General features: G+C 71.7%; 21 protein-coding genes and 2 pseudogenes. 14 read left to right on the top strand and 9 right to left on the bottom strand.

The window, feature by feature from the left end:
• The 3 genes and pseudogenes from ABT381_RS10545 to ABT381_RS10555 form a co-directional block, all read left to right on the top strand.
• Positions 1-568 (top strand): annotated as a pseudogene (locus ABT381_RS10545) (hypothetical protein); the annotation flags it as partial.
• A gap of 383 nt (positions 569-951) precedes the next feature.
• The gene (locus ABT381_RS10550) at positions 952-1746 is read left to right on the top strand and encodes an RNA polymerase sigma factor (RefSeq protein ID WP_351590803.1); all 795 of its coding nucleotides are present in this window, start codon (positions 952-954) and stop codon (positions 1744-1746) included.
• On the top strand, positions 1746-2873 hold the full coding sequence (locus tag ABT381_RS10555; RefSeq protein WP_351590806.1) for a hypothetical protein: 1128 nt from the start codon (positions 1746-1748) through the stop codon (positions 2871-2873). Before ABT381_RS10550 ends, ABT381_RS10555 begins: the two co-directional genes overlap by 1 nt.
• Before the next feature lie 235 nt (positions 2874-3108).
• Here the strand turns inward: ABT381_RS10555 and ABT381_RS10560 are convergent, their stop codons facing one another.
• Positions 3109-3984 (bottom strand): L,D-transpeptidase family protein, encoded by an 876-nt coding sequence (locus tag ABT381_RS10560; protein WP_351590809.1) that lies wholly within the window; start codon positions 3982-3984, stop codon positions 3109-3111.
• Positions 3985-4179: 195 nt separating this feature from the next.
• On the opposite strand from ABT381_RS10560, the gene ABT381_RS10565 reads away from it, so the two are divergent.
• Complete coding sequence (locus ABT381_RS10565; RefSeq protein WP_351590812.1) at positions 4180-5778, top strand: acyl-CoA mutase large subunit family protein; 1599 nt, start codon at positions 4180-4182, stop codon at positions 5776-5778.
• A gap of 87 nt (positions 5779-5865) precedes the next feature.
• On the top strand, positions 5866-6078 hold the full coding sequence (locus ABT381_RS10570) for a hypothetical protein (RefSeq protein ID WP_351590814.1): 213 nt from the start codon (positions 5866-5868) through the stop codon (positions 6076-6078).
• An 18-nt stretch (positions 6079-6096) separates the two neighbouring features.
• Here ABT381_RS10570 and ABT381_RS10575 read toward each other — a convergent pair whose 3' ends face one another.
• Positions 6097-6798, bottom strand: coding sequence for a FadR/GntR family transcriptional regulator (locus tag ABT381_RS10575; protein WP_351590815.1), 702 nt, complete (start codon positions 6796-6798; stop codon positions 6097-6099).
• A 165-nt stretch (positions 6799-6963) separates the two neighbouring features.
• Here ABT381_RS10575 and ABT381_RS10580 point away from each other — a divergent pair, with 165 nt between their 5' ends.
• Both ABT381_RS10580 and ABT381_RS10585 read left to right on the top strand, forming a co-directional pair.
• Positions 6964-7497 (top strand): gluconokinase, encoded by a 534-nt coding sequence (locus ABT381_RS10580; protein ID WP_351590817.1) that lies wholly within the window; start codon positions 6964-6966, stop codon positions 7495-7497.
• Between the two features lie 111 nt (positions 7498-7608).
• Positions 7609-9006, top strand: coding sequence for a GntP family permease (locus tag ABT381_RS10585; RefSeq protein WP_351590819.1), 1398 nt, complete (start codon positions 7609-7611; stop codon positions 9004-9006).
• A gap of 60 nt (positions 9007-9066) precedes the next feature.
• Here the strand turns inward: ABT381_RS10585 and ABT381_RS10590 are convergent.
• The 4 genes and pseudogenes from ABT381_RS10590 to ABT381_RS10605 all read right to left on the bottom strand — a co-directional run bounded on the left by ABT381_RS10590 (position 9067) and on the right by ABT381_RS10605 (position 13445).
• A pseudogene (locus tag ABT381_RS10590) lies at positions 9067-10525 on the bottom strand (NF041680 family putative transposase).
• 149 nt (positions 10526-10674) lie between these two features.
• Positions 10675-11130: a VOC family protein gene (locus ABT381_RS10595; protein WP_351590821.1), complete on the bottom strand. Its 456-nt coding sequence runs from the start codon at positions 11128-11130 to the stop codon at positions 10675-10677.
• Between the two features lie 250 nt (positions 11131-11380).
• Positions 11381-11860 carry a GNAT family N-acetyltransferase gene (locus tag ABT381_RS10600; protein ID WP_351590823.1) on the bottom strand — a complete coding sequence of 160 codons (480 nt, stop codon included), beginning with the start codon at positions 11858-11860 and terminating at the stop codon, positions 11381-11383.
• A 52-nt stretch (positions 11861-11912) separates the two neighbouring features.
• Positions 11913-13445 (bottom strand): FAD-dependent monooxygenase, encoded by a 1533-nt coding sequence (locus ABT381_RS10605; protein WP_351590954.1) that lies wholly within the window; start codon positions 13443-13445, stop codon positions 11913-11915.
• Between the two features lie 74 nt (positions 13446-13519).
• On the opposite strand from ABT381_RS10605, the gene ABT381_RS10610 reads away from it, so the two are divergent.
• Positions 13520-14224, top strand: coding sequence for a TetR/AcrR family transcriptional regulator C-terminal domain-containing protein (locus ABT381_RS10610; RefSeq protein ID WP_351590825.1), 705 nt, complete (start codon positions 13520-13522; stop codon positions 14222-14224).
• On the opposite strand, the gene ABT381_RS10615 is transcribed toward ABT381_RS10610, so the two are convergent.
• Genes ABT381_RS10615 through ABT381_RS10625 form a run of 3 tightly spaced genes read right to left on the bottom strand, consistent with a single transcriptional unit; the run spans position 14214 to position 17736 of the window.
• A complete protein-coding gene (locus ABT381_RS10615) occupies positions 14214-15356 on the bottom strand; it encodes an acyltransferase family protein (RefSeq protein WP_351590828.1) in 1143 nt (380 codons plus the stop codon). The genes ABT381_RS10610 and ABT381_RS10615 overlap by 11 nt on opposite strands.
• Complete coding sequence (locus ABT381_RS10620; RefSeq protein WP_351590831.1) at positions 15353-16759, bottom strand: polysialyltransferase family glycosyltransferase; 1407 nt, start codon at positions 16757-16759, stop codon at positions 15353-15355. Before ABT381_RS10620 ends, ABT381_RS10615 begins: the two co-directional genes overlap by 4 nt.
• A complete protein-coding gene (locus ABT381_RS10625; RefSeq protein WP_351590834.1) occupies positions 16759-17736 on the bottom strand; it encodes a glycosyltransferase family 2 protein in 978 nt (325 codons plus the stop codon). The genes ABT381_RS10620 and ABT381_RS10625 overlap by 1 nt, the downstream gene beginning before the upstream one ends.
• 223 nt (positions 17737-17959) lie before the next feature.
• Between ABT381_RS10625 and ABT381_RS10630 the strand changes: the two genes are divergently transcribed.
• From ABT381_RS10630 to ABT381_RS10655, 6 genes are all read left to right on the top strand, one after another.
• Positions 17960-19243: a DUF6716 putative glycosyltransferase gene (locus ABT381_RS10630; protein WP_351590956.1), complete on the top strand. Its 1284-nt coding sequence runs from the start codon at positions 17960-17962 to the stop codon at positions 19241-19243.
• 36 nt (positions 19244-19279) lie between these two features.
• Complete coding sequence (locus tag ABT381_RS10635; protein ID WP_351590837.1) at positions 19280-20554, top strand: cytidylyltransferase domain-containing protein; 1275 nt, start codon at positions 19280-19282, stop codon at positions 20552-20554.
• A gap of 80 nt (positions 20555-20634) precedes the next feature.
• A complete protein-coding gene (locus ABT381_RS10640) occupies positions 20635-21573 on the top strand; it encodes an N-acetylneuraminate synthase family protein (RefSeq protein WP_351590840.1) in 939 nt (312 codons plus the stop codon).
• 113 nt (positions 21574-21686) lie between these two features.
• Positions 21687-22706 carry a hypothetical protein gene (locus ABT381_RS10645; RefSeq protein WP_351590959.1) on the top strand — a complete coding sequence of 340 codons (1020 nt, stop codon included), beginning with the start codon at positions 21687-21689 and terminating at the stop codon, positions 22704-22706.
• A 197-nt stretch (positions 22707-22903) separates the two neighbouring features.
• Entirely contained in the window at positions 22904-24142 is a 1239-nt protein-coding gene (locus ABT381_RS10650) for an amidohydrolase (RefSeq protein WP_351590962.1), read from the top strand.
• Between the two features lie 132 nt (positions 24143-24274).
• The gene (locus tag ABT381_RS10655) at positions 24275-25309 is read left to right on the top strand and encodes a BMP family lipoprotein (RefSeq protein WP_351590843.1); all 1035 of its coding nucleotides are present in this window, start codon (positions 24275-24277) and stop codon (positions 25307-25309) included.
• Positions 25310-25324: the final 15 nt, after the last annotated feature.

Here is a 25324-nt window from a genome sequence, read left to right on the forward strand (position 1 = left end):
CGCCCGGGACGCCCGGGCGTCCGCGGCGGACACTCGACGCCGGGGCGCCTGGCTGCGGGGCGACCGGCTGCGGGGCGACCGGCGCCCGTGGCGTACCGGGCGGCCGGTACGTGCCGCGCTCGGCGCGCTGCTGGCGACGGCGCTGCTGGGCGGCGTGGCGGTGGCGTCGGTCGGTACGTTCAGCGGCAGTACCCCGGAGCGCCCCGCCCCGTCCCCCACCGCGCCCGGCCACGCCGTACCCCCGTCCGGCCGCCCGTCCCTGCCCGCGCGCCCCAACGTCCCGCTCCTCCGTCCGCCGCGGCCCTCCACGGAAACCCCACGGACGCCGGAGGGACCGGGGAAGTACAGCCACCACGGCCATCACGGCCACCACGGCAAACCGAAGCCGGGGCCGAAGGCGAAGCAGGGGCCGAAGCACACGAAGCCCGCGAAGCGGCCGAAGCCTCATCAGGAAAAGGGAGAGCCCCCGAAGCCCCGGCAGGAACAGGGGCGGGGGCACACGGCGAAGCAGTCGCACACGGGGAAGCCCGGGAAGCGGGCGAAGCCGCCGCACAAGGCGAACAAGTAAAGAACAGAAGGGGGACGGCCGGGGCCGCCACCCCCCACAGGAGAGGCCCCGGCCGTCGTTCGCGGGAGGGCCGCACCGGGCCCTCATCCTCTACAGCGCCACCGGGCCCGAAAGCGTCACAGTGGCGTCACTCGCCGTACGGACGACCGCATCCCGGCGACTCTGGACGCAGGGCGGCCGATGCCCGTAACGTGCAGGTCCGCGCCGGTCGGTGCGCTTGCCACGCGTCCTGCGGCGGCCCTGCGGGCCCGGCGGACGGGCGCCAGGCGTACTTACTTCGGCGTAGGGGGCACCACGGGATACCGTCGGCGCCAGAAGCAGTTCCTTTACCTGCGGTAGCCGGACGCCGGCAGCAGACGTAGGCAGCAACGACCGGGCGGCGGATGCTCCGCGTGCGACAGGATGGACCCGTGCAAGGGGACGACACTCAGCCGGACGACAGCCGGTTGACGGTCGCCGTACAGGCGGCACAGGACGGTGACGAGACGGCCTTCCGTACCGTCTACCGGGCCGTACATCCCCGTCTGCTGGGATATGTACGGACCTTGGTGGGCGAAGCGGACGCCGAGGACGTCGCCTCCGAAGCCTGGCTGCAGATCACCCGGGACCTCGCCCGCTTCAGCGGTGACGCCGACCGCTTCCGCGGCTGGGCGGCCCGCATCGCCCGGAACCGCGCGCTGGACCACATCCGTATGCGCGGCCGCCGCCCGGCCATCGGCGGCGACGAGAGCGAGCTCACAGAGAAGCCGGGCCCGTCCGACACGGTCGACGAGGCCCTGGAGTCGCTCGGCACCGGACGCGCGTTCCGGCTGATCTCCCAGCTCCCGCAGGACCAGGCCGAGGCCGTCGTGCTGCGGGTGGTCGTCGGGCTGGACGCCAAGAGCGCGGCCGGGGTGCTCGGCAAGCGCCCGGGCGCGGTCCGTACGGCCGCCCACCGCGGGCTGCGCCGGCTCGCCGAGCTGATCACCGACCGCGAGGACGGCCCGGCCGCCCGCGAAGGAGCCGTGCCGGACGGGCAACCGGAAGGGCTTCCGGACCGTCCTGTACCAGGGAGCAGGCCGGCCGGCGGGCCCGTGGGAGGTGTGCCCTTCCCGCGCCGCGGTTGTCGGACCGGCGGAACGGAATCGTACGTACCAGGTGTGACGGAAACGGCCGCACGGACGCAGAAGGACATGTGATGGCCGACGACCGGTACAGCTGGCTCGACAAGAACGCCGCGGAGAGTTTGCTGCGCGGCGAACGGGTCGATGCCGGCGGCGGCTTCGGCGCGGACGAACTGAACGACCTGCTCAACGCCGCAGCCGTGGCCGGCGCGCACCCGCCGGCGGACGCCCCGCTGCCCGGCGAGGAGGCCGCTGCCGCCGCGTTCCGCCAGGCTTCGGCGGGACGGTCTACGCGCGACACTGCCGCGGCCGGCGGCGCGGCGCGGGCCACCGCGGAGGACGGCATACCCGTGGTGCGGTCCGTGCCCGGCGGCGGCGCGTCCCGCACCACCGAACGCACTCGCATCGGCCGCCCGTTCCGGCGCGGCCTCGCCGTCGCCCTCGCCGGCTGCGCGCTCGGCGGCGTCGCGGTGGCCGCCGGCACCGGCGTCCTCCCCACCCCCTTCTACGGCGGCCACGCCGACCCGTCCCCGAGCGCCACGGCCGCCGTCACCCCCAGCCTGCTGGAGAGCCAGGGCCCCGGAGCGGATGCCTCGGACGACGCCGGGCGATCGCCCGACGCGAGCCCGGACTCCTCGGCGCCCGCCACGCCCACGTCCCCCGGCTCGTCGGACGGCACGCCGACGCCCGGTCACAAGGGCGGCGGCGCCTCGAAGGACCCGCTGCCGCAGCTCACCCCCGGAGGGGGCGGCCTGGGCACCGGCACGGCGAAGCGGCGGGCGGCGGTGCTCGCGCTCTGCCGTGACTACGAAGCGGGCCGGACCTCGCCCGGCGACCGGCGGCGCCTGGAGCGCGCGGTGGGCGGCGCGGAGAAGCTGCACGCCCTCTGCAAGCAGTACCTCCAGCAGAACGGCGTCACGGGCGGCCTCGGCGGCTCAGGGCCGACCTCCGGCTCCGGCCTCACCGGCGGCTCCGGCTCCACCGGCTCCGGCGGCTCCACCGGCTCCGACGGCGACTCCTCGGGCGGCGACACGTCCGGCGGCGACGACTCCTCCGGCGGCCACGAGTCGGGCGACGGCAGCAAGGCGGGCGACGACGCAAGCCACCCAGAGGTGGCTCCGACGACTTCCCCGGCTCCCGCGCCCACCCTGACGGCCACGCCCGAGCCAACGCCGAGCGCTTCCACCGCAACCACCCATTGAGCAACCCCTGGGGCGCCCAGCCCCCTCCGGGGGAGCGGCGCCGGCTTGGGCGCAAAGAAAGGGCGCGAGCGGGGCCGGGGGAACGTGCCCCGCTCGCGCCGAACGCGCGGTGCCGTAGGTACGGGGGGAACCCCGGCTCCCGCGCAGCCGATGACCAGTCGGCTTCAGTACGTACAGCGTCACGGTCGCCAAAAACGTCACACCTGCCGCGCCGGACGCCCGCACGGCCCGCCGCCTACTTGTATATGACGACCTTCGTGCCCGGGCTGACCTGCTGGAACAGGGCGGCGAGCTTCTTTTCGTCGCGGACGTTGACGCAGCCGTGGGAGGCGCCCGTGTAGCCGCGGGCCGCGAAGTCGCTGCTGTAGTGGATCGCCTGGCCGCCGCTGAAGAACATCGCGTACGGCATGGGCGTGTGGTAGATCGTCGAGACGTGGTGGCGGCTCTTGAACGTGATGCCGAAGGTGCCCTCGCGGGTGGGGGTGTACTGCGAGCCGAAGCGCACGTCCATCGCCGAGACGACCTTGCCGTCAACCATCCATGCCAGCGTGTCACTCGTCTTGCTGATGCAGATCACCCGGCCCGTCAGGCACCGCTTGTCGGGCGCCGCCACCGGCCGGCTGGTGGGCGGGTACAGCTCGGTGCGCGTCGGGTGATGGGTCCGTACGCGGAGGGCGCTCAGCGTCGCCGCGTCCGCGCTGCCGGTGCGGGGGAGGCCCTGGGCGCGCTGGAAGGCCGTGACCGCGGCGGCCGTGACGGAGCCGTAGAACCCCGTCGGATTCCGGTCGAAGTGCTTCAACTGGCGAAGGCGGGCCTGTAGTTCGCGTACTCGTTCGCCGCGGGCGCCTGCGGCGAGCACCGGCTTCGGGGCGGCCCGGGTGGGCTTCGGGTGCGTCGCCGGCGGCCGGGGCGCGGGCGCGCGCGTCGAGGGCGGTGCGGCCGGTGTTGTCGGGAGGGAGGCGCGCGGCGCGGGAGCGGCATGCCCTGCGCCCTTGCCGTCGTCGAGCCGTACCCGCATCTCCTTGCAGCCGGCCGTCACCGACAGTGCGGCGGTCAGCGCCAGCGTGCCCGTCAGCGCGTGGACCGTTCTGCTACGACGCATGCGACGCATATCCCACCCCTGGGGTCTCACCCGCCCCTCCTCATGCTTCCCGGCGCTGCGGCCCGCCGAACCTGCGGTCATGCTGGGAGTCGTGCTGTGAGCAAGGTCCTAGGCCGCTCCCCTCCACGGGGCGCACGGCCACCGCTACAGTCCGTCGCGAAGGCACTCGATTACTGAGCAGTAGCACAGCGGGAGGCAGGCACCATGGCGCGCGAGTCCGGCAGCTCTCGATTCACCGAGAGCGGTTTGCCCATCGAGCCCGTTTACGGTCCGGACGCCCTCGGCGACTGGGACGCGGCGGAGAAGCTGGGCGAGCCCGGTGCATACCCGTACACCCGGGGCGTGTACCCGACGATGTACACCGGACGCCCCTGGACGATGCGCCAGTACGCCGGGTTCGGTACGGCCGCCGAATCGAACGCCCGGTACAAGCAGCTGATCGCGAACGGCACGATGGGTCTGTCCGTCGCCTTCGACCTGCCGACGCAGATGGGGCACGACTCCGACGCGCCGATCGCCAGCGGCGAGGTCGGCAAGGTCGGTGTCGCCATCGACTCGATCGAGGACATGCGGGTGCTGTTCGGCGGCATCCCGCTGGACAAGGTCTCCACCTCGATGACCATCAACGCGCCCGGTGCCCTGCTGCTGCTCCTGTACCAACTCGTCGGCGAGGAGCAGGGCGTCGACCCCGCCAAGCTCACCGGCACCATCCAGAACGACGTGCTGAAGGAGTACATCGCCCGCGGCACCTACATCTTCCCGCCCAAGCCCTCGCTGCGGCTGATCGCCGACATCTTCAAGTACTGCAAGGCCGAGATCCCGAAGTGGAACACCATCTCGATCTCCGGCTACCACATGGCCGAGGCCGGCGCCTCGCCCGCGCAGGAGATCGCCTTCACCCTCGCGGACGGCATCGAGTACGTACGGACCGCGGTCGCGGCCGGCATGGACGTCGACGACTTCGCGCCCCGGCTGTCGTTCTTCTTCGTCGCCCGGACGACCATCCTCGAAGAGGTCGCCAAGTTCCGTGCGGCGCGCCGCATTTGGGCCCGGGTGATGAAGGAGGAGTTCGGCGCGAAGAACCCCAAGTCGCTGATGCTGCGCTTCCACACCCAGACCGCGGGCGTACAGCTGACGGCCCAGCAGCCCGAGGTCAACCTCGTGCGCGTCGCCGTCCAGGGCCTGGGCGCCGTCCTCGGCGGCACGCAGTCGCTGCACACCAACTCCTTCGACGAGGCCATCGCGCTGCCGACCGACAAGTCGGCGCGGCTGGCGCTGCGTACGCAGCAGGTCCTCGCGTACGAGACGGACGTCACCGCCACCGTCGACCCGTTCGCCGGGTCCTACGTCGTCGAGAAGATGACCGACGACGTCGAGGCCGCCGCCGTCGAACTGATGGGCAAGGTCGAGGAGATGGGCGGCGCGGTCGCCGCCATCGAGAACGGCTTCCAGAAGAACGAGATCGAGCGCAGCGCGTACCGGATCGCGCAGGAGACGGACTCGGGCGAGCGGGTCGTGGTCGGCGTCAACCGCTACACGCTCGACGAGGAGGAGCCGTACGAGCCGCTCCGCGTCGACCCGGCCATCGAGGCGCAGCAGGCCGAGCGCCTGAAGAAGCTGCGCGCCGAGCGGGACCAGGCCGCGGTGGACGCGGCGCTGGCCGACCTGAAGAAGGCCGCCGAGGGCACGGACAATGTCCTGTACCCGATGAAGGACGCGCTGAAGGCCAAGGCGACGGTCGGCGAGGTCTGCAACACCCTGCGCGAGGTGTGGGGCGCTTACGTCCCGACGGACGCGTTCTGAGCGAGCGGACGCGTTCTCCGCGGGTGGGCGCGTTCTGAGCAGGTGGGCGCGGGCGGTGCTGCCCGCGCCCTGCGTCAAACTGGTCTCATGTCGTCACCCCGTCGCACCTGTCCCGTCTGCACCAGAGAGATCGCCGTGGTCGGCGGGCGGTTCGCCCGGCACGATCCGCCGGGCCGGCGTACCGGGCTCGAACTGATCTCGTGTCCCGGCTCGCGGCGGATGGCGCCCATGATGGCGCCGGCGGAGAAGCTGTTCGACCCGGAGGAGCCGCCGATGCCGGGGCAGCAGCCGCTGTTCTGAATCCCGTGCCCGGCGCGCCTACGGCGCGAGGATGTCCAGCTCCGCCATCGCGCCGACGGTGATCTCGCGGGTCAGCTCCTCCGCGCGGGCCGCGTCGCCCGTGCGCACCGCCTCCGCGACCTGGACGTGCAGGGTGACCGCCGCCGGGTCGGGGTCGGTGAACATCACGTGGTGGTGGGTGCGGCCGGTCAGGATCGCCGCCACGACGTCGTTGAGCCGGGCGAACATCTCGTTGCCCGAGGCCGTGAGCAGGGTCCTGTGGAAGGCCGTGTCGTGGACGAGGTACGCCTCCAGCTGCTGGCCCCGTGACGTGGCGACCATGCCCATGGCGTGCTCGGTGAGCGCCGCGCACTGGTCGGGCGTGGCGTGCCGGGCGGCCAGGCCCGCGGCGGCCGGCTCGATGGCGCAGCGCAGCACGGTGAGCGAGCGCAGCTGGCGGGGCCGGTCGGCGCCGGCCAGCCGCCAGCGGATGACCCGCGGGTCGAAGACGTTCCACTCCTCGGTGGGGCGTACGGTCACGCCCACCCGGCGCCGGGACTCGACCAGGTGCATGGACTCCAGGACCCGGACCGCCTCGCGGATGACCGTGCGGGAGACGTCGTAGCGCTGGGCCAGCTCGTCGGTGCGCAGAACAGTGCCCGGGCGGTGCTCGCCCGCGGCGATCTCCGGCCCGAGGGACTCCAGCACCCTGGCATGCAGTCCCTGCCCCGTGTTCTCCATGGGATAAGCCTACGTTCCGGGTCCCGGGAAGAATAAGTATGACGTTTGCATCACAGACTCTTGAATACGTCGTACCTAATGGGTTTCAGTGGGGTGATGCATTCGAGCCACGCAGGTGGTCTCGACACGCCAAGTCAATGAGGACGAAGAGCGAGGTAGACCGCGATGAGCACCCCCCATGTCATCGTCGTGATGGGAGTCGCCGGCACCGGCAAGACGACGATCGGACCGCTCGTCGCCGCCGCGCTGGACGTCCCGTACGCCGAGGGAGACGACTTCCATCCCCCGGCCAACATCGCCAAGATGTCCGCCGGCACCCCGCTCGAGGACGCCGACCGCTGGCCCTGGCTCGACGCCATCGGCGCCTGGGCGCACGGCAGGGCCGGCAAGGGCGGAGTGGTCAGCAGCTCCGCGCTCAAGCGGGTCTACCGCGACCGGCTGCGGGCCGAGGCCCCCGGCGTCGTCTTCCTGCACCTCACCGGCTCCCGCGAGCTGATCGAGGGCCGCATGGCCGAGCGCAAGGGCCACTTCATGCCGACCGCGCTCCTCGACTCCCAGTTCGCCACCCTGCAGCCGCTCGGCGACGACGAGCGGGGCGTGGCGGTGGACGTCTCCGGGACTCCGGAAGAGATCACCGAGCGGGCCGTCGCCGCGCTGCGGCAGCTCGACGGCGCCTCCCCGGCCACCACCGAGCTCTGATCAGGAGCCGCACCCCCGAGCTCTGAACCGGCCCCTTCCCCCCGGGGTCCGGTCCCGAGCCGTACCCCTGAGCTCCGATCGTGAGACCGGGCTCCAACCGAAGGAAAAGCCGTGACCCATCTCAGCGTCGAGATGATGGCAGCGGACGCGGCCGAGCCGATCACCTCGGCCGGCAACGCGCAGCTGGGCATCTCCGTGCTCGTCGGCATCGCCGTCATCGTCCTTCTCATCACCAGATTCAAGCTGCACGCCTTCCTGTCGCTGACCATCGGCTCGCTGGTGCTCGGTGCGGTGGCGGGCGCGCCGCTGGACAAGGCCATCACCAGCTTCACCAACGGTCTCGGTTCGACCGTCGCGGGCGTGGGCGTACTGATCGCGCTCGGCGCGATCCTCGGCAAGCTGCTCGCCGACTCCGGCGGCGCCGACCAGATCGTCGACACCATCCTCGCCAAGTCCAGCCGCCGGATGATGCCCTGGGCGATGGTCCTGATCGCCGCGATCGTCGGCCTGCCGCTCTTCTTCGAGGTCGGCATCGTCCTGCTGATCCCGGTGGTCCTGCTGGTCGCCAAGCGCGGCAACTTCTCCCTCATGCGGATCGGCATCCCGGCGCTGGCCGGCCTCTCCGTCATGCACGGTCTGATCCCGCCGCACCCCGGCCCGCTCGTCGCCATCGACGCGATCAAGGCGAACCTGGGCGTCACGCTCGCCCTCGGCGTGGTCGTCGCGATCCCGACCGCGATCCTGGCCGGCCCGGTCTTCTCCCGCTTCGCCGCCCGCTGGGTGGACATCGCGCCCCCGGAGAAGATGATCCCGCAACGCCCCTCCGAGGACCTGGAGAAGCGCCCCAGCTTCGGCGCGACGCTCTCCACCGTCCTGCTGCCGGTCGTCCTGATGCTGGCCAAGGCGCTGGTCGACATCATCATCGACGACCCCGAGCAGCACGTGCAGCGCGTCTTCGACGTGATCGGCTCGCCGCTGATCGCGCTGCTGGTCGCGGTGCTGGTCGGCATGTTCACCCTGGGCAAGGCCGCGGGCTTCAGCGCGGGCCGCCTCTCCACCACCGTCGAGAAGTCCCTCGCGCCCATCGCCGGCATCCTGCTGATCGTCGGCGCGGGTGGCGGCTTCAAGCAGACCCTGGTCGACGTCGGCGTCGGCGACATGATCCTGGACCTGTCCAAGGACTGGGGCCTGCCCGCGCTGCTGCTCGCCTGGCTGATCGCGGTCGCCATCCGGCTCGCGACCGGCTCCGCGACGGTCGCCACGGTCTCCGCGGCCGGCCTGGTCGCCCCGCTCGCCGCCGACATGAGCACGACGCACGCGGCGCTCATGGTCCTCGCGGTCGGCGCCGGCTCGCTCTTCTTCAGCCACGTCAACGACGCGGGCTTCTGGCTGGTGAAGGAGTACTTCGGGATGAAGGTCGGCCAGACGGTCAAGACCTGGTCCCTGATGGAGACGGTCATCTCCGTCGTCTCGATCATCTGCGTACTGCTGCTGTCGCTGGTGGTCTAGCTCACCTGCTGCCAAGGGCCGCACGAACGGAACCCCGTTCGTGCGGCCCTTAGCTTGTTTTTATGGTTTGTGAGCTTTGAGTTGATTATGTTCGGCGATGGTCTCGGGGCGTCTGGTCGTTTTGCCCACGTCATAGCGGGTGGCGGGTCGTCGGTTCTTTGAGCCAGGTGGGCGTCCTGGGTCTGAAGTTGAGGGTTTAGGCGCACGGGCCGGGCAGAGCAAGTGGCGACGGATGTTCCTGAACCCGCGGCGGACGCGGGCCGGGGTGAGTCGGTTGGGTTCGGTCGGCTTCTCCCAGGGGCGGCGGAGATCGGCCGCGGCCTCGCGGCTGAGTCGAAGCTGGGTGTGCGCCGCGATCACGAGCCACGTCCACCGATCCGCGGCCTCGGGAATACGCAGCTTGGAACGCGTCCAGCCAAGCGTCTGCTTTACAAAACGGAAAGTATGTTCAAGATCGAATCTGCGGAGGAAGGCCTGCCGGCGCAGGTCGACGTCTTCGCTGTTCATGCCGGTCCTGGAGGACCACAGCCGGACGGGCAGTGGGTCACCTCCGCCGGGTCAGGTGATCGACCTGGAGCCGAATCAGCGTGCCTTCGATGACGGGGAGTTCGCCGTCGTGGTCGATGCCCGCGGAGCGGGTGGTGAGGCGAGGGTGGATGCGGTCCCAGGCCATGGCCTGGGCGGTGCCGTACCGGTCGGTGACCTGCACGGCTTCGGAGTCCGGCTCACCCCAGGTGTCCGGCTTGGCGAAACGGAACTCCCTGCCGTGCTTCGGCGGTCGCCCGCCCTGGGGATAGGCCAGGGCGTACTCCTTCAGCGAGGGCTTCGGACGGCGCATCACCCGGTCCGAACGCATCCGTCCCAGCACCTCGAGGGGGAGCCCGTCGATGAGGTAGGCGATGCGCGGGGCGTCGTAGCCGGCGTCGAAGACGACCAGGATGTCCGGGTCACCGTCCTCCCACTGGCCTTGGCCGATCAAGTCGTTCACGACGCGGCGGACCTGGGCCGCGGTGACCTCGGCGACATCGTCGTCGGGGCCGAGCCGGACCGCGTCGAACAGCTGGCACCACGAGGTGCGGCCCGTCTCCAGCGCGGCGACGAATGAATACGGCCAGCCGGGGATGAACTGGTCGCTGGAGCGTCCCGAGCGTCCGTAGACGTGACAGAACAAACGGTCTGGGCTGGTCGGCGCGTCAGGCCGCAGCCACGCGGAGACATCGACGGCCAGGACCAGGCGCCCGCCCGCGGCCTTGGGCTGCGGCAGCACGGCCAGCGCCTTGCGCAGCCTGGCCACGTCGATGCGGCCCTGATTGAGCGCGTCGTACATCGCGCCGTGCCCACGCCGGTGCTCGGCCAGCAGCGTCAGGTCCACCGGCGAGATCACCGGCCCGTTCTCGCAGAGCATCGCGTCGCAGATCTCGAACAGGGTGTCACCGCGGCGGGGCAGACAAGAGTAGGTGTCCTCCCGAAAGTGGGACGTGGAGTCGAATACCTCGTCCCGGGCATCGTGGTGCAGCAGACTCACCCCCTGCGGCCTGCGGCCTGCGTATGAGTGCGGTTCTGTGACGGAACGCATGCTCATGCGAGGGCCGTCCGCCTGTCCGGCGAAAGCCCGTCTGAGCGATCAAGTTCGGGTCACCGTTCGAGGCTGCATCGCGTGACGAAAGCTCAGCTTCTGAACGTCTCGTCGATGGCGGGCATCGGCTTCCCGCCCGGATGCCACCTGCTGAGGAAGCTGGCCTGCCTGCCGACGTCAACGAGTTCGATCCGGGCACCGATGCTGTCCATCTGGTGATAGGCGAACGGCCGGCCATAGGGGCAGCCGGAGAAGTCCACGGGCATGTCCTCTTCTTCCAGACGCTGGGAACCGTGCCGCACATCGCTGGTCCAGAAGCCGATGTGATCGAACCTGGCTCCCTTGGACGCGTCCCAGGGACTGTCTAGCGGCCCTTCAATGAGCTCGATGAAGGGCGGCCCGCCTGCGGTGAAGACGATGCGGTAGTCCCATTCACCGAGCCGGTCGGACACAGGATCACTCCACTCGACCCCGGCCGCACGCTGAAGGTCGTGCATCGCCTGCTCGATGTCCGGGACCACAAAGCACACATGGTAAAAGGCAGTCATTCACCCATGATCGGGCACGTCACCCCAGAGGCCCAGAGCTTAAAAGCCAAGCTTAGAGCCTGTGTCTAAACCCCGGCCGGGCGCCCGCCGCCTGGCACGCACTCTCGCGGCGTTGCCGAAATGCCCTAGTAGCTCCTCCCCCAAGGCCTTGACGGCCAGGGAGGTGCCCCCATCGAGGGCCTTCCGGCGCCTTGCGATAGCACGCACCAGACGACGTGCGCTGATCCGACCAGGGTTTAGACACAGGCTCTTACGCATGCGCGGGCGGCGTCCAGACGTACCGGATGTCCGGCTCGCGCTCCTCGTTGTCGCGGCCGTCGGTGCGGAGCCGCTCGCGGAAGCCGTGGCGCAGGTAGAAGCGCTGGGCGGGGCGGTTGGCCTGGAAGGTCCACAGGGCGAGGCCGGCGGGGCGGCGCTCCTTCGCCAGCGCGACGAGGCGGTCGCCGAGGCCCTGGCCGCGCCGTTCGGGGGCGAGATAGAGCTGGTCCAGCTCGTCCGGGCCGTGCAGCACCATCATCCCGGCGATCTCACCGCCCGCGTCCGCGACCCAGGTCTCCCGCTCCGGTACGACCACCTCGCGGAACCACGCCCGCACCGCGTCGTCCGCGTGGGCCCGGCGTACCCCGGGCAGCGCGGCGGCGTACGACCGCAGCCACACCTCGGCCACGCCCGCCGCGTCCGTGGCCCCGGCTCGCCGCAGGACGGTCCGTTCCGTCTCTGTCTCTTCCATGGATCGGCACCCTGGCGCATATGCGCCGACCGCGCATCCGAAATACCGGTTCTCAGGCGGCCCGCGCCGCCCCGGCGGCCGGGAAGTGGCGGGCCAGCGCGGCGGCGACCGGTCCGGGCCCGGCCGCCGCCACCGCCACGTAACCGTCCGGCCGGACGAGGAACAGCCCGCTGCCGTACGCCCGTCGGGCGTGGCCCTCGGGGTCCGACAGGTCGGGGGTGCGGCCGCCCACGCGGTACGTGCGGACGTGGCCTGCCCACTCGGCGGCGGGCCGGGGCGGCTCCGCGTCACCGAAGGCGAGCAGCGTGAAGTGCGGGCCGCGGAAGGCGTCGAAGAGGCGGAACGGTGTGCCGTCGGGCGCCGCGCACGGCGCGTCCGGCGCGCGGTCGCCGGCCCGCAGCGCGTCCGGACCGAGGCCGTCGCGGTGCTCGCCGGTCAGCGGCGACTCGCGGTAGTGGAGCGTCAGTTGGTGCAGGTCGCGGCCGCGGCGCAGGGAGCCCGAGCGGTGCAGCCGGGTGCTGGTCTCCAGGATGCCGGCGGCGACCGGCACCCGCTCGGTCCCGTACGTGTCCAGCAGCGCGTCGGGCGCGCCGTGCCGCAGTACCTGGCCGAGCTTCCAGCCGAGGTTGTAGGCGTCCTGGACGCTGGTGTTCAGGCCCTGGCCGCCGGCGGGGGAGTGGATGTGCGCGGCGTCCCCGGCCAGGAAGATCCGGCCGTCGCGGAACCGTTCGGCCATGCCCGCCCGGGGCCGGAAGACGGAGGTCCACAGCACCTCGCGGATCTGGTCGGCGGTGAGGTGGGTGTGGGCCGCGAGGGTGGCGCGCACGGCCTCGGGGTCCGTGTCGGGCTCGTCGGCGGAGAGTGCCGCCATGCACTGGAAGTGGTCCGTCCCGGCGAGCGGCAGCAGCATGACGAAGCCGTGGTCCGGCTGCGGGAAGCGGTGCCAGTGGTCCCGGTCCAGGCCGTCGATGCGCAGATCGGCGAGGAGCGCGGCGCCCGGCTCCAGGTCCGGGCCGCTCATCGGGACGCCGAGGTGCCGCCGGACGACGCTGCGGCCGCCGTCGGCGCCGACCAGGTACGCGGCGCGCACGGTGCGGGTCGTGCCGTCGGCGGCCGAGGCCAGCTCGGCGGTGACGCCGGCCGCGTCCTGGCCGATGGCCGTCAGCTCGGTGCCGAAGGCCACGGCGCCGCCCAGTTCCGCCAGCCGGCCGTGCAGCAGCTCAAGATTGCGCCACTGCGGGATCATCAACGTCTCCGCGTACGGCGTGTGCGGGGTCGGCGCCACGTGCTCGACCATCTCGAAGACGTCCGTCTTCCGGCCGTCCCGCCAGGTCGCCATGGGCGGGTACGGGCCGCCCGCGGCGCGCACGGCCGGGAGCACGCCGAGGTCGTCGTACACCTCCTGGGTGCGCGGCTGCAGGCCGGTGCCGCGGGCGCCGGGGGAGAGCCGGTCCTGCCGCTCGACGACCAGCGCGCGCACGCCGCGCCGGGCCAGGTCGATGCCGAGCGCGAGGCCGGTCGGCCCGGCCCCGGCGATCAGTACCTCCACGTCCACGCCCACGTCCCTCTTGACGGCCACGTCCATGCCCGGCTCCCCGTCCTTAACGCTGTTAAGTGCCATGGTGCCGAGGATGGGCTTAACGGTGTTAAGTTGTCAACATGGCTACGCGACTGGACCGGACCCAGGTGGTGGACACCGCCCTGCGGCTGCTGAACGACGTGGGCCTGGACGGGCTCACCCTGCGCCGCATCGCGAAGGAGCTGAACGTCCAGGCTCCGGCCCTGTACTGGCACTTCAAGAACAAGCAGGAACTGCTCGACGAGATGGCCACCGAGATGTTCCGGCGGATGGCCGACGTGTCCGGCTGGGGCCGGGAGGGCGGTGAAGGTGGCATGACCTGGCAGGAGCTGCTGACCGCGTCCTGCCGCGGGCTGCGCCGCACGCTGCTGGGCTACCGGGACGGCGGCAAGGTCTTCTCCGGTACCCGGATGACGGATGACAGCTACGCCGGGCCGATGGACGGCTTCCTGCGCCGGCTGACGGACGCCGGCTTTGCACTCGGCGACGCGGCGCGCGCCTGGTGGACCGCGTACAACTTCACGATCGGACTGGTCATCGAGGAGCAGTCGGTCTTCCCCGAGCCGGGCGCGCCGGAGAAGCGCGGCCCCGAGGCACGCGACCCGGCATACGACCTCGCGGCCCGCGAACGCCGGCTGGCGGACCGATATCCGCTCGCGGCACGCGCGGGCCGGGAGATGTTCGGCGACTTCGAGTACAGCTTCGAGACCGGCCTGCGCATCGTCGTGGCGGGGATCGAGGCGGCGGTGGAGCGCCGCCCCGCGAGCGAACCGCTCACTCCATGAGCGATCGCTTCAGCCGCGGTGTCAGTGGGCGTTCGACGAAGCGGTACAGGCACCATGCCAGGGTGAGCATCAGCGTCAGTACCAGGGGGAGCGTCGCCGCTGCCGGGAGGCCGAGGGTCTGGTGGAAGAGGTGGACGGCGACCCAGCCCAGGTGCTCGTGTATCAGGTAGAAGGGGTAGGTCAGGGCGCCGGCGACGGTCAGCCAGCGCCAGTTCGCCCAGCGCAGTTTGCCGAGCGCGATCGCCGCCACGAGTAGGTAGCCGAGGGTGACGACGGCGACGATGCCGAGTGAGGGCCGGTAGGAGAACGCGTCGGGCATGTTCGCCGGGTGCCAGAGCCGGGAGACCGCGTAGTGCTGGCCGAGCAGCCAGCTGACGGCGACGATCGCCCAGCCGGCGGTGTCCCGGCCGCCGTAGCGGTGGATCAGGTAGAAGCCGATGCCGCCGATGAAGAACGGCGCGTACTCCGGCATCAGGACGGTGTCGAGGAGCGAATTGTTCGCGGCTTCCGCGATGACCGCCGCCAGGGTCCAGCCGGCGCAGAACATCACGACGCGGCCGCGGGTGGCGCCCGGCAGTACGACGCAGAGCGCGAAGAGCGCGTAGAAGCGCATCTCCGCCCAGAGGGTCCAGCACACGCCCAGGACGCGGTCCACGCCCAGCGGCATCTGGAGCATCGTGAGGTTGGTCAGCGCGTCGGTCGGCGAGACCGCCTCGTACGCGACCCAGGGGAGTGCGAAGACGAGCGTGACGAGGATGACGGCCGCCCAGTAGGCGGGGAACAGGCGTGAGACGCGCGAGGCGAAGAACGCCCGCAGCGGGCGTCCCCAGCCGCTCATGCAGATGACGAAGCCGCTGATGACGAAGAAGATCTGGACGCCGAGGCAGCCGTACGCGAAGAAACCCGAGGCGGTCGGGAACTGGTACGCGGGCGAACTGCCCCAGGCGTCGCCGATCTCGCCGTCCCGGCCGCCGTAGTGGTACGCGGCGACCATCAGGGCGGCGAGCAGCCGCAGCCCGTCCAGGGCGCGCAGCCGGGTGGGGCCGGCGGCGCGCGGAGGAGCAGCGGTGGTGGGCGCAGGCGCTCCCGACGGGGCGGTCGGGAGCGTGGGGGGAGCCGGTGCGGTCGTCATCCGAACGCGGCCCGCTTCTTCAGCCTGCGCTGCACGGAGCGGGCCCGCCGGGCGACCCGGCGCACCGTGGCGTTGCGCGGGATGAACGCCAGCTGGACCGGCACGCCGCCGGGCAGCGCCAGCGCGGTGAGCCGGCGGCGCTTGAAGTAGCGCCAGGTGCGCTCGTCCAGGTGCGCCGCGAGGTAGCGCTCGGCGGCCGGCCGCAGGTCCGGGTAGATCTGGTGCTGCATCGCGTAGCCGACCGCCTTGACCAGGCCGGTCAGCTCGCGCGCGACCTCGCCCTCGGTGGGCGGCGACCAGCGGGCCACCGCGGTCGCGTCGGTCAGCGGGGGCAGCAGCGCGTCGACGATCGTGACCGGGACGCGATTGCTGTTCTGGTACGGCGCCAGGCGCTCCAGCAGCAGGTCCGTGCCGATGCGGGCGGCGGGCAGGCCGTAGAACGCGGTGGCGGTCAGCAGCGCGGTGGAGAAGCAGCCGACGACCAGCGCGGGCTTCATGCGCTGGTACAGCACCTCGGCGAGCTGCGGCGTGTCCAGCACGGTCAGCTCGGCGCCCAGCCGCTCCGCCTCCTGCTCCAGGACGCGCGACCAGCGCGCGGGCGCGGTCGGGTGCGGCTTGAAGACCACCCGGCGGTGGCCCAGGTCCACGGCCCCGCGCAACATCTGGACGTGCAGCTCCTCCTCTTCCTCGGGGGTGAGGATGGAGAGCGCGGAGAGGTACTGGCCCAGCAGCAGGGCGCCGCCCTCGGCCGGTACCGCCGCCGTACCGGCCCGGTCCGCTTCCCCCGCCAGCTCGGCGAGGACGGCCAGGAACGGCTCGGTGGGCACGGTCTCGGCGGGCACGCCGAACTCGGTGAGCAGCAGCGGCTTCAGGCCGGGCACGAGGTCCAGGTGGAGCAGCCGCCGGATGCGGGTGCCGACCAGCGGGTCGAGCTTGGAGCGGGTGGGGCCGTAGCTCATCAGGCCGTCGGCGTAGACCTCGACCGGCGCGCCCTGGAAGATCTGGCAGAGGGCCAGGGCCGGGTTGACCTGGATGGATTCGACGATCAGCTCGACGGGGGAGTCACCCAGGTCCCACAGGAGCCGCAGGTGGCGCTCCCACAGGGGCGCGTCGTCGGCGCGCGGGGACCAGCCGCCGGGGTGGAACGGGCTGATCGCCTCGTTCCAGGACCGCACCTCGTCGAAGCGGCCGCGCAGCCGCGCGAAGCCCGGCATCGCGTCCAGCGCGGTGGTGGTCTCCGGGATGGCGGCGTTGTTGCTGACCAGCAGGATCCGGCGGCCCGCCGGCTCGAAGCGGTCGGCGTCCAGCGCGGCGGCCAGCGTGGCGGCGCCGTACAGCGTGGACGCGAAGAAGATCTGCGTACGCGGCCCGGCGGGCAGCGGGGAGAATCCGGCGGCGGACATCAGGCGGCCACCTCCGCCGGGACCGGCTTGCGGCGGAGCCGACGCAGCCGGGAAGCGCGCTGTACATCCATGGAATCGAGGGCTTCCTTCAATACGTCCTGCGGCATTCGCTTCAATGCCGCGGCACTCATCGAACGCAATTTACGGGCCACCTGCGGCTCGAAGCGCTCGATCGAACCGAGGTGGTGGGAAATGATCGCGCAATACGTCCGGACCGCCTTCGGCAGCAGCACCGCGGCGTCCCGGTCCTTGGCCGTCTCGTCGATGACCTGGTCGAACGCGCGGATGAAGTCCAGCTGGCGGACGTCGCCGATCTGGGTCAGCGACGAGGCCACGCCGCGGCGGTAGAACACGCCCAGCGTCCCGAGCACCGCCATCGACTTCGCCTCGCGGTGCAGCCGCCAGATCCACGGCCGGTCCTCGGCCGTGCGCAGCCCGTGCCGGAAGTGCAGCAGCCCGTCGTCCAGCAGCCGCCGGTGGTACATCCCGGCCCAGGCGAACGCGTAGTCCACCGACGTGGAGCGGTCGGCGGGCAGGATCAGCTCGCGCGGGTCCATGACCACGCCGCGCCGGCCGTGCGGCACGCGGTGCACCGAACGGGCCCGCGCCGTGCACTGCACGTGGTCGGTGCGCACGAAATCGCAGCCCAGGTCTTCCATTGCGTCCAGGAGTTCCTGGTAATAACCGGGCGCCAGCCAGTCGTCCCCGTCCAGAAAGGTGATGTATTCACCGCGGGCCGCGTCCAGCCCGGTGTTCCGGGCGGTGGCCAGGCCGCCGTTCTGTTCGTGCCGCAGCAGCCGGGCGCCCGGCAGCTCACGCTCGGCACGCTCCAGAATCTGCGGCGTCCCGTCGCGCGAGCAGTCGTCGACGAGGAGGAATTCGAAGTCGTCACGGGCGTTGGCCGCGAGACTTCTCAGGGTGTCGGGCGCGTATGTCTGCACGTTGTAGAACGGCACGATGACGGAGAGCTTAACCACTCAGGAGACGTTAGGTGCGGCTCCGGCATTCGTCTTTGCCGTATGGGGGCGCTTGGGTGAACGAAGAATGGCGGAATGGTTAACCGCCCTTTCCGGCCTGCCGGTTCTCCGTTCGTCGATGTGCTGTTAACCCGTTGTTGCGACTCAGTTGGCCCGCGAATCGAAATGGCTTCCTAGCGTCTTCGACGTGCCATCACGTACACCTTCTCAGCCGCGGGTCGCAGTGCTCGCCGACTCGGACACCCGGTGGAAATGGGGCGCCCTCACGGCGCACCGTCTCCAGCCCGGCTGCCGGCTCGACGGCTTCCTGCTCCGCGGCCGCGCCACGCCGACAGTCCGCCAGCTCGACGAGGTCGGGGCCCGGGCGGACGCGCTGCGCGAGATCCGCGGGGTCGACTTCGTACGGTCCGTCGACCGTACTGGTTATGACGTCGTCCTGCTGTCCTGCGTGGGCGGCGCGGTGCAGGCGATGCTGCACGGCCTGGCCCGCGCCTGGGAGGGCAGCGGCCGCCGCCCCGTCGTCGTCACCGGCTACGTCGGCGTCGTCTACGAGAAGCTCGCCGACGGGCTGCTGCTGCGGCACGGCGCCGACGTGGTGCTCGCCAACTCCGGCCACGACGCGGACCGCTTCCGCGCGGTCTACCGGGGCGTCGACGCCGACGAGCGCAGCGTCGTGGAGTGCGCGCTGCCCTTCCTCGGCGGCGCCCGGCACGACCGTACGGACGAGGTGCGCACCGTCGTCTTCGCCGTCCAGCCCTCCGTGCCGGACAACCGGAACGACCGCGCCTACCTGCTGCGCCGCGCCGTCGAGCACGCCCGCCGGCACCCCGGCCGCGAGGTGCTGATCAAGCTCCGCAGCAAGCCGGGCGAGCACACCACGCACATCGAGGAACTCCCGTACCAGAAGCTCGCGGCCCGGACGCCCGGCGGCCTGCCCGCCAACTGCCGCCTGGTGTACGGGAACATGGGCGAGGTCCTGGACCGCACCGACCTGATGGTCACGGTCTCCTCGACCGCCGCGCTGGAGTCCCTGCACCGCGGCGTCCCCACCGCCGTCCTCACCGACCTGGGCATCCGCGAGGCGCTGGGCAACCACCACTTCCTCGGCTCCGGCTGCCTGGCCTCCTGGGACGAGCTGGACGCCGGCCACCTGCCCGAGCCGGACCCGGAGTGGCTGGCCCGGCAGGGCGTCTGCGCCGACGGAACGTACGAGAACGCCTTCGACGCGGCCCGCACGCGCGTCAGCGAACTGTCCGAGGCCGCCGAACTGCCGCCGCTCGCCCCGTACTACACGCCCCGTACGGCCCCCGGCTACCTGCCCGGGATCCTCGCCCGGCACGGCCTGGACGCGACGGGCGAGCCGCTGCCCGGCTACGCGGCCGAGGCGGATGAGCCGACCGGGCTGCGCCGGATGGCCCGCGACACCGTCCGCGAGGCGGCGCGCGGCGCCTACCGGCACGGCGTGCAGCGCGTCGCCCCCGCCATCCGCCGCTGGGGCCAGCTGTGAACTTCCCCCTCTACCGGTCTCCGGAAGGAGCCTGAGATGCCGCAGACCGACCGGCCCACCGTGGTGGCCGTCATCCCCGCCAGAGGCGGATCGAAGGGCGTGCCCGCCAAGAACCTGGCCGCCGTCGGCGGCGTGCCGCTGGTGGCCCGCGCGGTGCGCGAGTGCCTGGCGTCCCGCCTGATCACGGACGTCGTGGTCTCCACCGACGACGACGCGATCGCCGCCACGGCCCGCGGCGCGGGCGCCGTGATCGTCCGCCGCCCCGGCGCCATCGCCGGCGACACCGCCACCAGCGAAGCCGCCGTCCTGCACGCCATGGACGCGTACGAGACCGAGCACGGCGCCGCCGTCGACGCGGTCCTCCTCGTCCAGTGCACCAGCCCCTTCCTCGCCCGCGAGGACATCGACGGCGTCGCGTCCGCGGTCGTCGAGCAGGGCGCCGACTCCGCGCTGACCGTCGCCCCCTTCCACGGCTTCGTGTGGCGGGACGCGGCGGACGACGCGGACGCCGCGGCCCGGACCACCGGCACCCGCAGCGCCGAGGGCGGCGAGGCGATCGTGACCACCGTCGGGACCGAGACCGGCGGCTACGGCGTCAACCACGACAAGTCCTTCCGGCCGCGCCGCCAGGACCGTCCCCAGGACCTCCTGGAGACCGGCGCCGCGTACGCCATGGACGCGGCCGGCTTCCGCACCGCGGGCCACCGCTTCTTCGGCCGTACCGAACTGGTGCGCACCGACGCGGCACGCGTGCTGGAGGTCGACGACCCGCACGACCTGGCCCGCGCCCGCGCCCTCGCGCCGCTCCTGGACGGTCCCCGCCCCGGGGCGCTGCCCACCGTGGACGACGTGGACGCGGTCGTACTCGACTTCGACGGCACCCAGACCGACGACCGGGTGCTGATCGACTCCGACGGACGGGAGATCGTCGCCGTGCACCGCGGCGACGGCCTGGGCATCGCGGCCCTGCGCAAGTCGGAGCAGCTGAAGCTGCTCGTCCTGTCCACGGAACAGAACCCGGTCGTCGCGGCGCGGGCCCGGAAGCTGCAGATCCCGGTCCTGCACGGCATCGACCGCAAGGACCTCGCGCTCAAGCAGTGGTGCGAGGAGCAGGGCATCGCGCCCGAACGCGTGCTCTACGTCGGCAACGACGTGAACGACCTCCCGTGCTTCGGCCTCGTCGGCTGGCCCGTGGCGGTCTCCAGCGCACACGACGTCGTGCGGGGCGCGGCCCGCGCCGTCACCTCGACTCCCGGGGGCAGCGGGGCGATCCGTGAGATCGCCTCCTGGCTCCTCGGTCCGTCTCTCTGAGGCACCCCGTCCCGGACCCCTCCGGAACAACCGTCCCCCGTCTCTGCGAGAGACACCCGACAAAGAAGGAACTCTCCTCCATGACCAGCAACAACCGCCTCCGCAGCCTCGGCAACCGGATCGCCGGCCCCGGCCACCCGGTCTACGTCACCGGCGAGATCGGCATCAACCACAACGGAGACCTGGAGAACGCCTTCGCGCTCATCGACGCCGCCGCCGACGCCGGCTGCGACGCGGTGAAGTTCCAGAAGCGCACCCCCGAGATCTGCACCCCCCGCGACCAGTGGGACATCGAGCGCGACACCCCCTGGGGCCGGATGACCTACATCGACTACCGCCACCGCGTGGAGTTCGACGAGGACGGCTACCGCGCCATCGACGACTACTGCAAGAAGCGCAACATCCAGTGGTTCGCCTCCCCGTGGGACGTCGAGTCCGTCGCCTTCCTGGAGAAGTTCGACGTGCCCTGCTACAAGGTGGCCTCCGCCTCGCTGACCGACGACGAGCTGCTGAAGGCCATGCGCGCCACCGGCCGCACCGTCATCCTCTCCACCGGCATGTCCACCCCGAAGCAGATCCGCCACGCGGTCGAGGTCCTGGGCAGCGACAACATCCTGCTCTGCCACGCCACCAGCACCTACCCGGCCAAGGCCGAGGAGCTGAACCTGCGGATGATCAACACCCTGCAGGACGAGTACCCGAACGTCCCGATCGGCTACTCCGGCCACGAGACCGGCCTGCAGACCACCCTCGCCGCCGTCGCCCTCGGCGCCACCTTCGTCGAGCGCCACATCACCCTGGACCGCGCCATGTGGGGCTCGGACCAGGCCGCCTCCGTCGAGCCGGGCGGCCTGACCCGCCTGGTCCGCGACATCCGCACCATCGAGGAGTCCCTCGGTGACGGCGTCAAGAAGGTGTACGAGAGCGAGCTCGGCCCGATGAAGAAGCTCCGCCGCGTCGCGGGCGTCGTCGCCGAGACCGAGGCCGCCGAGGCCGACCGCGAGCCGGTCTCGGTCTGAACAGGAAGCGCGACGACACCGTGAGCGCAGCAGAGGGGGCCCGGCGCCCCTGGAGGGCGTCCCGGCGGCACTCGGACGCCGCCGGGGCCACCCTCGCCTTCGTCGAGAGCCCCGTGCAGCTGCTCAACGTCCTGGAATGGGCGCATACCGAGCAGGCTGCGCAGGCCGGCGGCATCACGGTCGTCGTGCTCTCCCCGCACGACCCGATGACCCGCGGCCAGCTGCGCCGGATGGCGGAGCTGGCCCGGGACGAGGGATACACGGTCCGCTGGGAGGAGGCGCGCGGCGGCGCTGCCGCCCCCCTGCGGACCATCGGGGGCCTGGCGCCGCTGCTGCGCCGCGCCCGCCGCATCGTCATCGGCGACCCGTTCTCGCGCTACGTCCAGCTGCTGCTGACGCTGGCCCGGGCCCGGGACCTCGTCGTGGTCGACGACGGCACCGCGACCATGGAGTTCATCTCCCAGCTGGCGCGCGGCGAGCGGCTGGTGCGCTGGCACCGCAGCGGCGGCAGCCGCGGGCCGCGCGACCTCCTCTTCGCGCCGTTCTCCGCCGTCGCACGCCGCCGGCTGACCCCCGTACCCGACAGTGACGGCCGTACCGTCGGCGTCTTCTCCTCGATGCCCGTCGAGCCCCCGCCGGGCGTCCGCGTCACCGCCAACGACTTCGCCTGGACCCGGGCCCGCTTCGGCCCGCCCCGGCTCACCCGCGGCACCGACATCGTCGGCACCTCCCTCGTGGAGACCGGCGTCGTCGACCCGGACCACTACCTCACGGCCGTCCGCGCCCTGGCCCGTACGCACGGCGCCACCCGCTACTTCGCGCACCGCAGGGAGAGCGCCGACAAGCTGCACGCGCTCGCGGCGGCCACCGGCCTGGAGATCGTCCGGCCCGACCTGCCGCTCGAACTGATCGCCCGGCGCGGCCCGATCGGGCGCACGATCCTCAGCTTCCCGTCCACCGTGGTGCACACCCTGCCGCTCGCGCTGATCGGCACCGGTGTGAAGGTCGCGGTGTGCGACGTGGATCCGGCCTGGCTCACCACCAAGGCGTCCCCGCGCGCCCAGGGATTTCTCTCCGGCGTCACCGGCACCGCCCGTGACGTGCAGCGACTCACCTACGCCGGGACCTGCTGACGGCCGCAGGGCCGGGTGCCGCCGGCAGGTCGGGGGTTTGGGTTTCGCCGATACGTGAAACCCTTCGTCATACCCCCTCGATGACCTGTCCATGCGCCGGGCGGCCTAGATTGTCTTCCCCTAACGGGCTGAACTTTTGTTGATCGACGGACAGTTGCCCCGCTCGGCCCCGTAACCTTCAGCGGGTGAACCAACTGATGTCCCGCGGACCCGAAGCCGATGCCAGCCCCGTACACGGTTCCCTGCCCGGAGCGCTCACCGAGGAGTTGCGCGCCGAACTCATCGCCTTCCGGCGGGACTTGCACATGCACCCGGAGCTGGGGAACCAGGAGTTCCGGACCACCGCCGCGCTCAAGGCGCGGCTGGAGAAGGCCGGCCTCGCCCCGCGGGTGCTGGACACCGGTACGGGTCTGATCTGCGACATCGGCACGGACCCCGGTACGACACCGGCCGCCGGGCGCCCCATGCTCGCGCTGCGGGCCGACATCGACGCGCTGCCCATCCCGGACACCAAGACCGTCGACTACCGCTCCACGGTGCCCGACCGCGCCCACGCCTGCGGCCACGACGTGCACACCACCGTCGTGCTCGGCGCCGGGCTGGTGCTCGCCGACCTCGCGGCGCAGGGCCTGCTGCCCGGACCGGTACGGCTGCTGTTCCAGCCCGCCGAGGAGGTGCTGCCCGGCGGCGCCACCGACGCGATCGACTGCGGCGTACTGGAGGGCGTGGGCCGCATCCTCGCGGTGCACTGCGACCCGAAGGTCGAGGTGGGCCGCATCGGGCTGCGGACCGGCGCGATCACCTCCGCCTGCGACCGGCTGGAGGTCGCGCTGGAGGGCCCCGGCGGCCACACGGCCCGCCCGCACCTGACCACCGACCTGGTCACCGCCGCCGCGCGGGTCGCCGTCGACGTGCCCGCGCTGATCGCGCGCCGGGTCGACGCCCGGGCCGGGCTCGCCGTGACCTGGGGCCGTCTGGAGACCGGCCACGCGTGCAACGTCATCCCGCAGCGCGCCGAGCTGTCCGGCACGATCCGCTGCCTGGACCTGGACGCCTGGCGGCAGGCGCCGGACCTGGTCTACGCCGCGATCGACGAGGTCGCCACGCTGCACCGCGCCAAGTCGCAGATCACGTACGTGCGCGGGGTGCCGCCCGTGGTCAACGAGCCGATGACCACCTCGCTGCTGCAGAACGCCATGACGGCCCGCCGCGGCGCCGAGTCGGTGGAGGACACCGAGCAGTCCCTCGGCGGCGAGGACTTCTCCTGGTACCTGGAGAAGGTGCCGGGCGCGATGGCGCGGCTCGGCGTGAAGCCGGTCGGCGACCCGACCGGACGCGATCTGCACCAGGGCGACTTCGACGTGGACGAGGAGGCGGTACGGGTGGGCGTCGAGCTGTTCACGGCCGCCGCGTTGCTCGACCGCAACGCACTGTAGACACAGCCGTCGGCCGCGCTTCGCGACGATCCGATAACGGCTTCCAGACACCCCTTTATCTGGCATCTACGCGCGTTACGATGCGGCGGAATCAGCGCCGTAGGAGGCGCTACGAGCCGAAGGGGACCCCTCGTGCGCCGGGTAACCAAGATCGCTGCCGCGGGTATAGCCTCCGCGGCCCTCGCCTGTTCGCTGACCGCGTGCGGTGAATCCTCCACCGAGGCCGCCGGCAAGGACAAGGGCGTCGGCCTCGCCTTCGACGTCGGCGGCCGGGACGACCACTCGTTCAACGAGGCGGCCGCCCGCGGCACCGACAAGGCCGTCAAGGAGCTGGGCGTGAAGTCCAAGCTCATGACCGCCAAGAACGGCGAGACGGAGGCCGACCGCGAGCAGCGGCTCACCTCCCTCGCCGAGGCCGGCTTCAACCCCGTCATCGGCGTCGGCTTCAACTACGGGAACTCCGTCAACAAGGTCGCGAAGAAGTTCCCCAAGACCACCTTCGCGGTCGTGGACTCGCCGTCCACCGCCAAGAACGTCTACGGCATCAACTTCTCCGAGAACGAGGGCTCCTACCTCGCCGGCGTGGCCGCGGCCCTGAAGACGAAGACCAAGAAGGTCGGCTTCATCGGCGGCGTGAACAACGCGCTGATCCAGAAGTTCCAGGCCGGCTTCGAGCAGGGCGTCAAGGACACCGACCCCAAGGTGAAGGTGACCTCGCAGTACCTCTACGCCAACGACGACAAGGGCTTCAACGACCCGGCGGCCGCCAAGGGCAAGGCCAAGGGCATGCTCGACGACGGCAAGGACGTCATCTACACCGCGGCGGGCCAGTCCGGCTCCGGCTCGATCGAGATGGTCGCCGGCAAGAAGGGCGCCTGGGCGATCGGCGTGGACTCCGACCAGTACGCGCAGCCGGGCCTGGCCAAGTACAAGGACCACATCCTGACCTCCGTCGTGAAGAACGTCGACGTGGCGGTCTTTGATGTGATCAAGAGCGTCAAGGACGGCAAGCCGCTGCACGGCACCGTCCACCGCACGCTGAAGCAGGACGGCGTCAGCCTGGCCACCTCCGGCGGCTACATCGACGACCTCAAGGGCAAGCTGGACGCGGCCAAGAAGCGGATCGTCGACGGCAAGGTCAAGGTCGCCGAGACCCCCGCCAAGTAAGAGCTCCACGAGCCT

Origin of the sequence: Streptomyces sp. NPDC000151 (assembly GCF_040301705.1) — a bacterium.
In the GTDB taxonomy this organism is placed as follows: Bacteria; Actinomycetota; Actinomycetes; order Streptomycetales; family Streptomycetaceae; genus Streptomyces.

Excerpts from the sequence above, each read along its gene's own strand:
- ABT381_RS10550 (WP_351590803.1), top strand. The coding sequence starts at position 952 with ATGCTCCGCGTGCGACAGGATGGACCCGTGCAAGGGGACGACACTCAG.
- ABT381_RS10555 (WP_351590806.1), top strand. The coding sequence starts at position 1,746 with ATGGCCGACGACCGGTACAGCTGGCTCGACAAGAACGCCGCGGAGAGT.
- ABT381_RS10560 (WP_351590809.1), bottom strand. The coding sequence starts at position 3,984 with ATGCGTCGCATGCGTCGTAGCAGAACGGTCCACGCGCTGACGGGCACG.
- ABT381_RS10565 (WP_351590812.1), top strand. The coding sequence starts at position 4,180 with ATGGCGCGCGAGTCCGGCAGCTCTCGATTCACCGAGAGCGGTTTGCCC.
- ABT381_RS10570 (WP_351590814.1), top strand. The coding sequence starts at position 5,866 with ATGTCGTCACCCCGTCGCACCTGTCCCGTCTGCACCAGAGAGATCGCC.
- ABT381_RS10575 (WP_351590815.1), bottom strand. The coding sequence starts at position 6,798 with ATGGAGAACACGGGGCAGGGACTGCATGCCAGGGTGCTGGAGTCCCTC.
- ABT381_RS10580 (WP_351590817.1), top strand. The coding sequence starts at position 6,964 with ATGAGCACCCCCCATGTCATCGTCGTGATGGGAGTCGCCGGCACCGGC.
- ABT381_RS10595 (WP_351590821.1), bottom strand. The coding sequence starts at position 11,130 with ATGACTGCCTTTTACCATGTGTGCTTTGTGGTCCCGGACATCGAGCAG.
- ABT381_RS10600 (WP_351590823.1), bottom strand. The coding sequence starts at position 11,860 with ATGGAAGAGACAGAGACGGAACGGACCGTCCTGCGGCGAGCCGGGGCC.
- ABT381_RS10605 (WP_351590954.1), bottom strand. The coding sequence starts at position 13,445 with ATGGACGTGGCCGTCAAGAGGGACGTGGGCGTGGACGTGGAGGTACTG.
- ABT381_RS10610 (WP_351590825.1), top strand. The coding sequence starts at position 13,520 with ATGGCTACGCGACTGGACCGGACCCAGGTGGTGGACACCGCCCTGCGG.
- ABT381_RS10615 (WP_351590828.1), bottom strand. The coding sequence starts at position 15,356 with ATGACGACCGCACCGGCTCCCCCCACGCTCCCGACCGCCCCGTCGGGA.
- ABT381_RS10620 (WP_351590831.1), bottom strand. The coding sequence starts at position 16,759 with ATGTCCGCCGCCGGATTCTCCCCGCTGCCCGCCGGGCCGCGTACGCAG.
- ABT381_RS10635 (WP_351590837.1), top strand. The coding sequence starts at position 19,280 with ATGCCGCAGACCGACCGGCCCACCGTGGTGGCCGTCATCCCCGCCAGA.
- ABT381_RS10640 (WP_351590840.1), top strand. The coding sequence starts at position 20,635 with ATGACCAGCAACAACCGCCTCCGCAGCCTCGGCAACCGGATCGCCGGC.
- ABT381_RS10650 (WP_351590962.1), top strand. The coding sequence starts at position 22,904 with ATGTCCCGCGGACCCGAAGCCGATGCCAGCCCCGTACACGGTTCCCTG.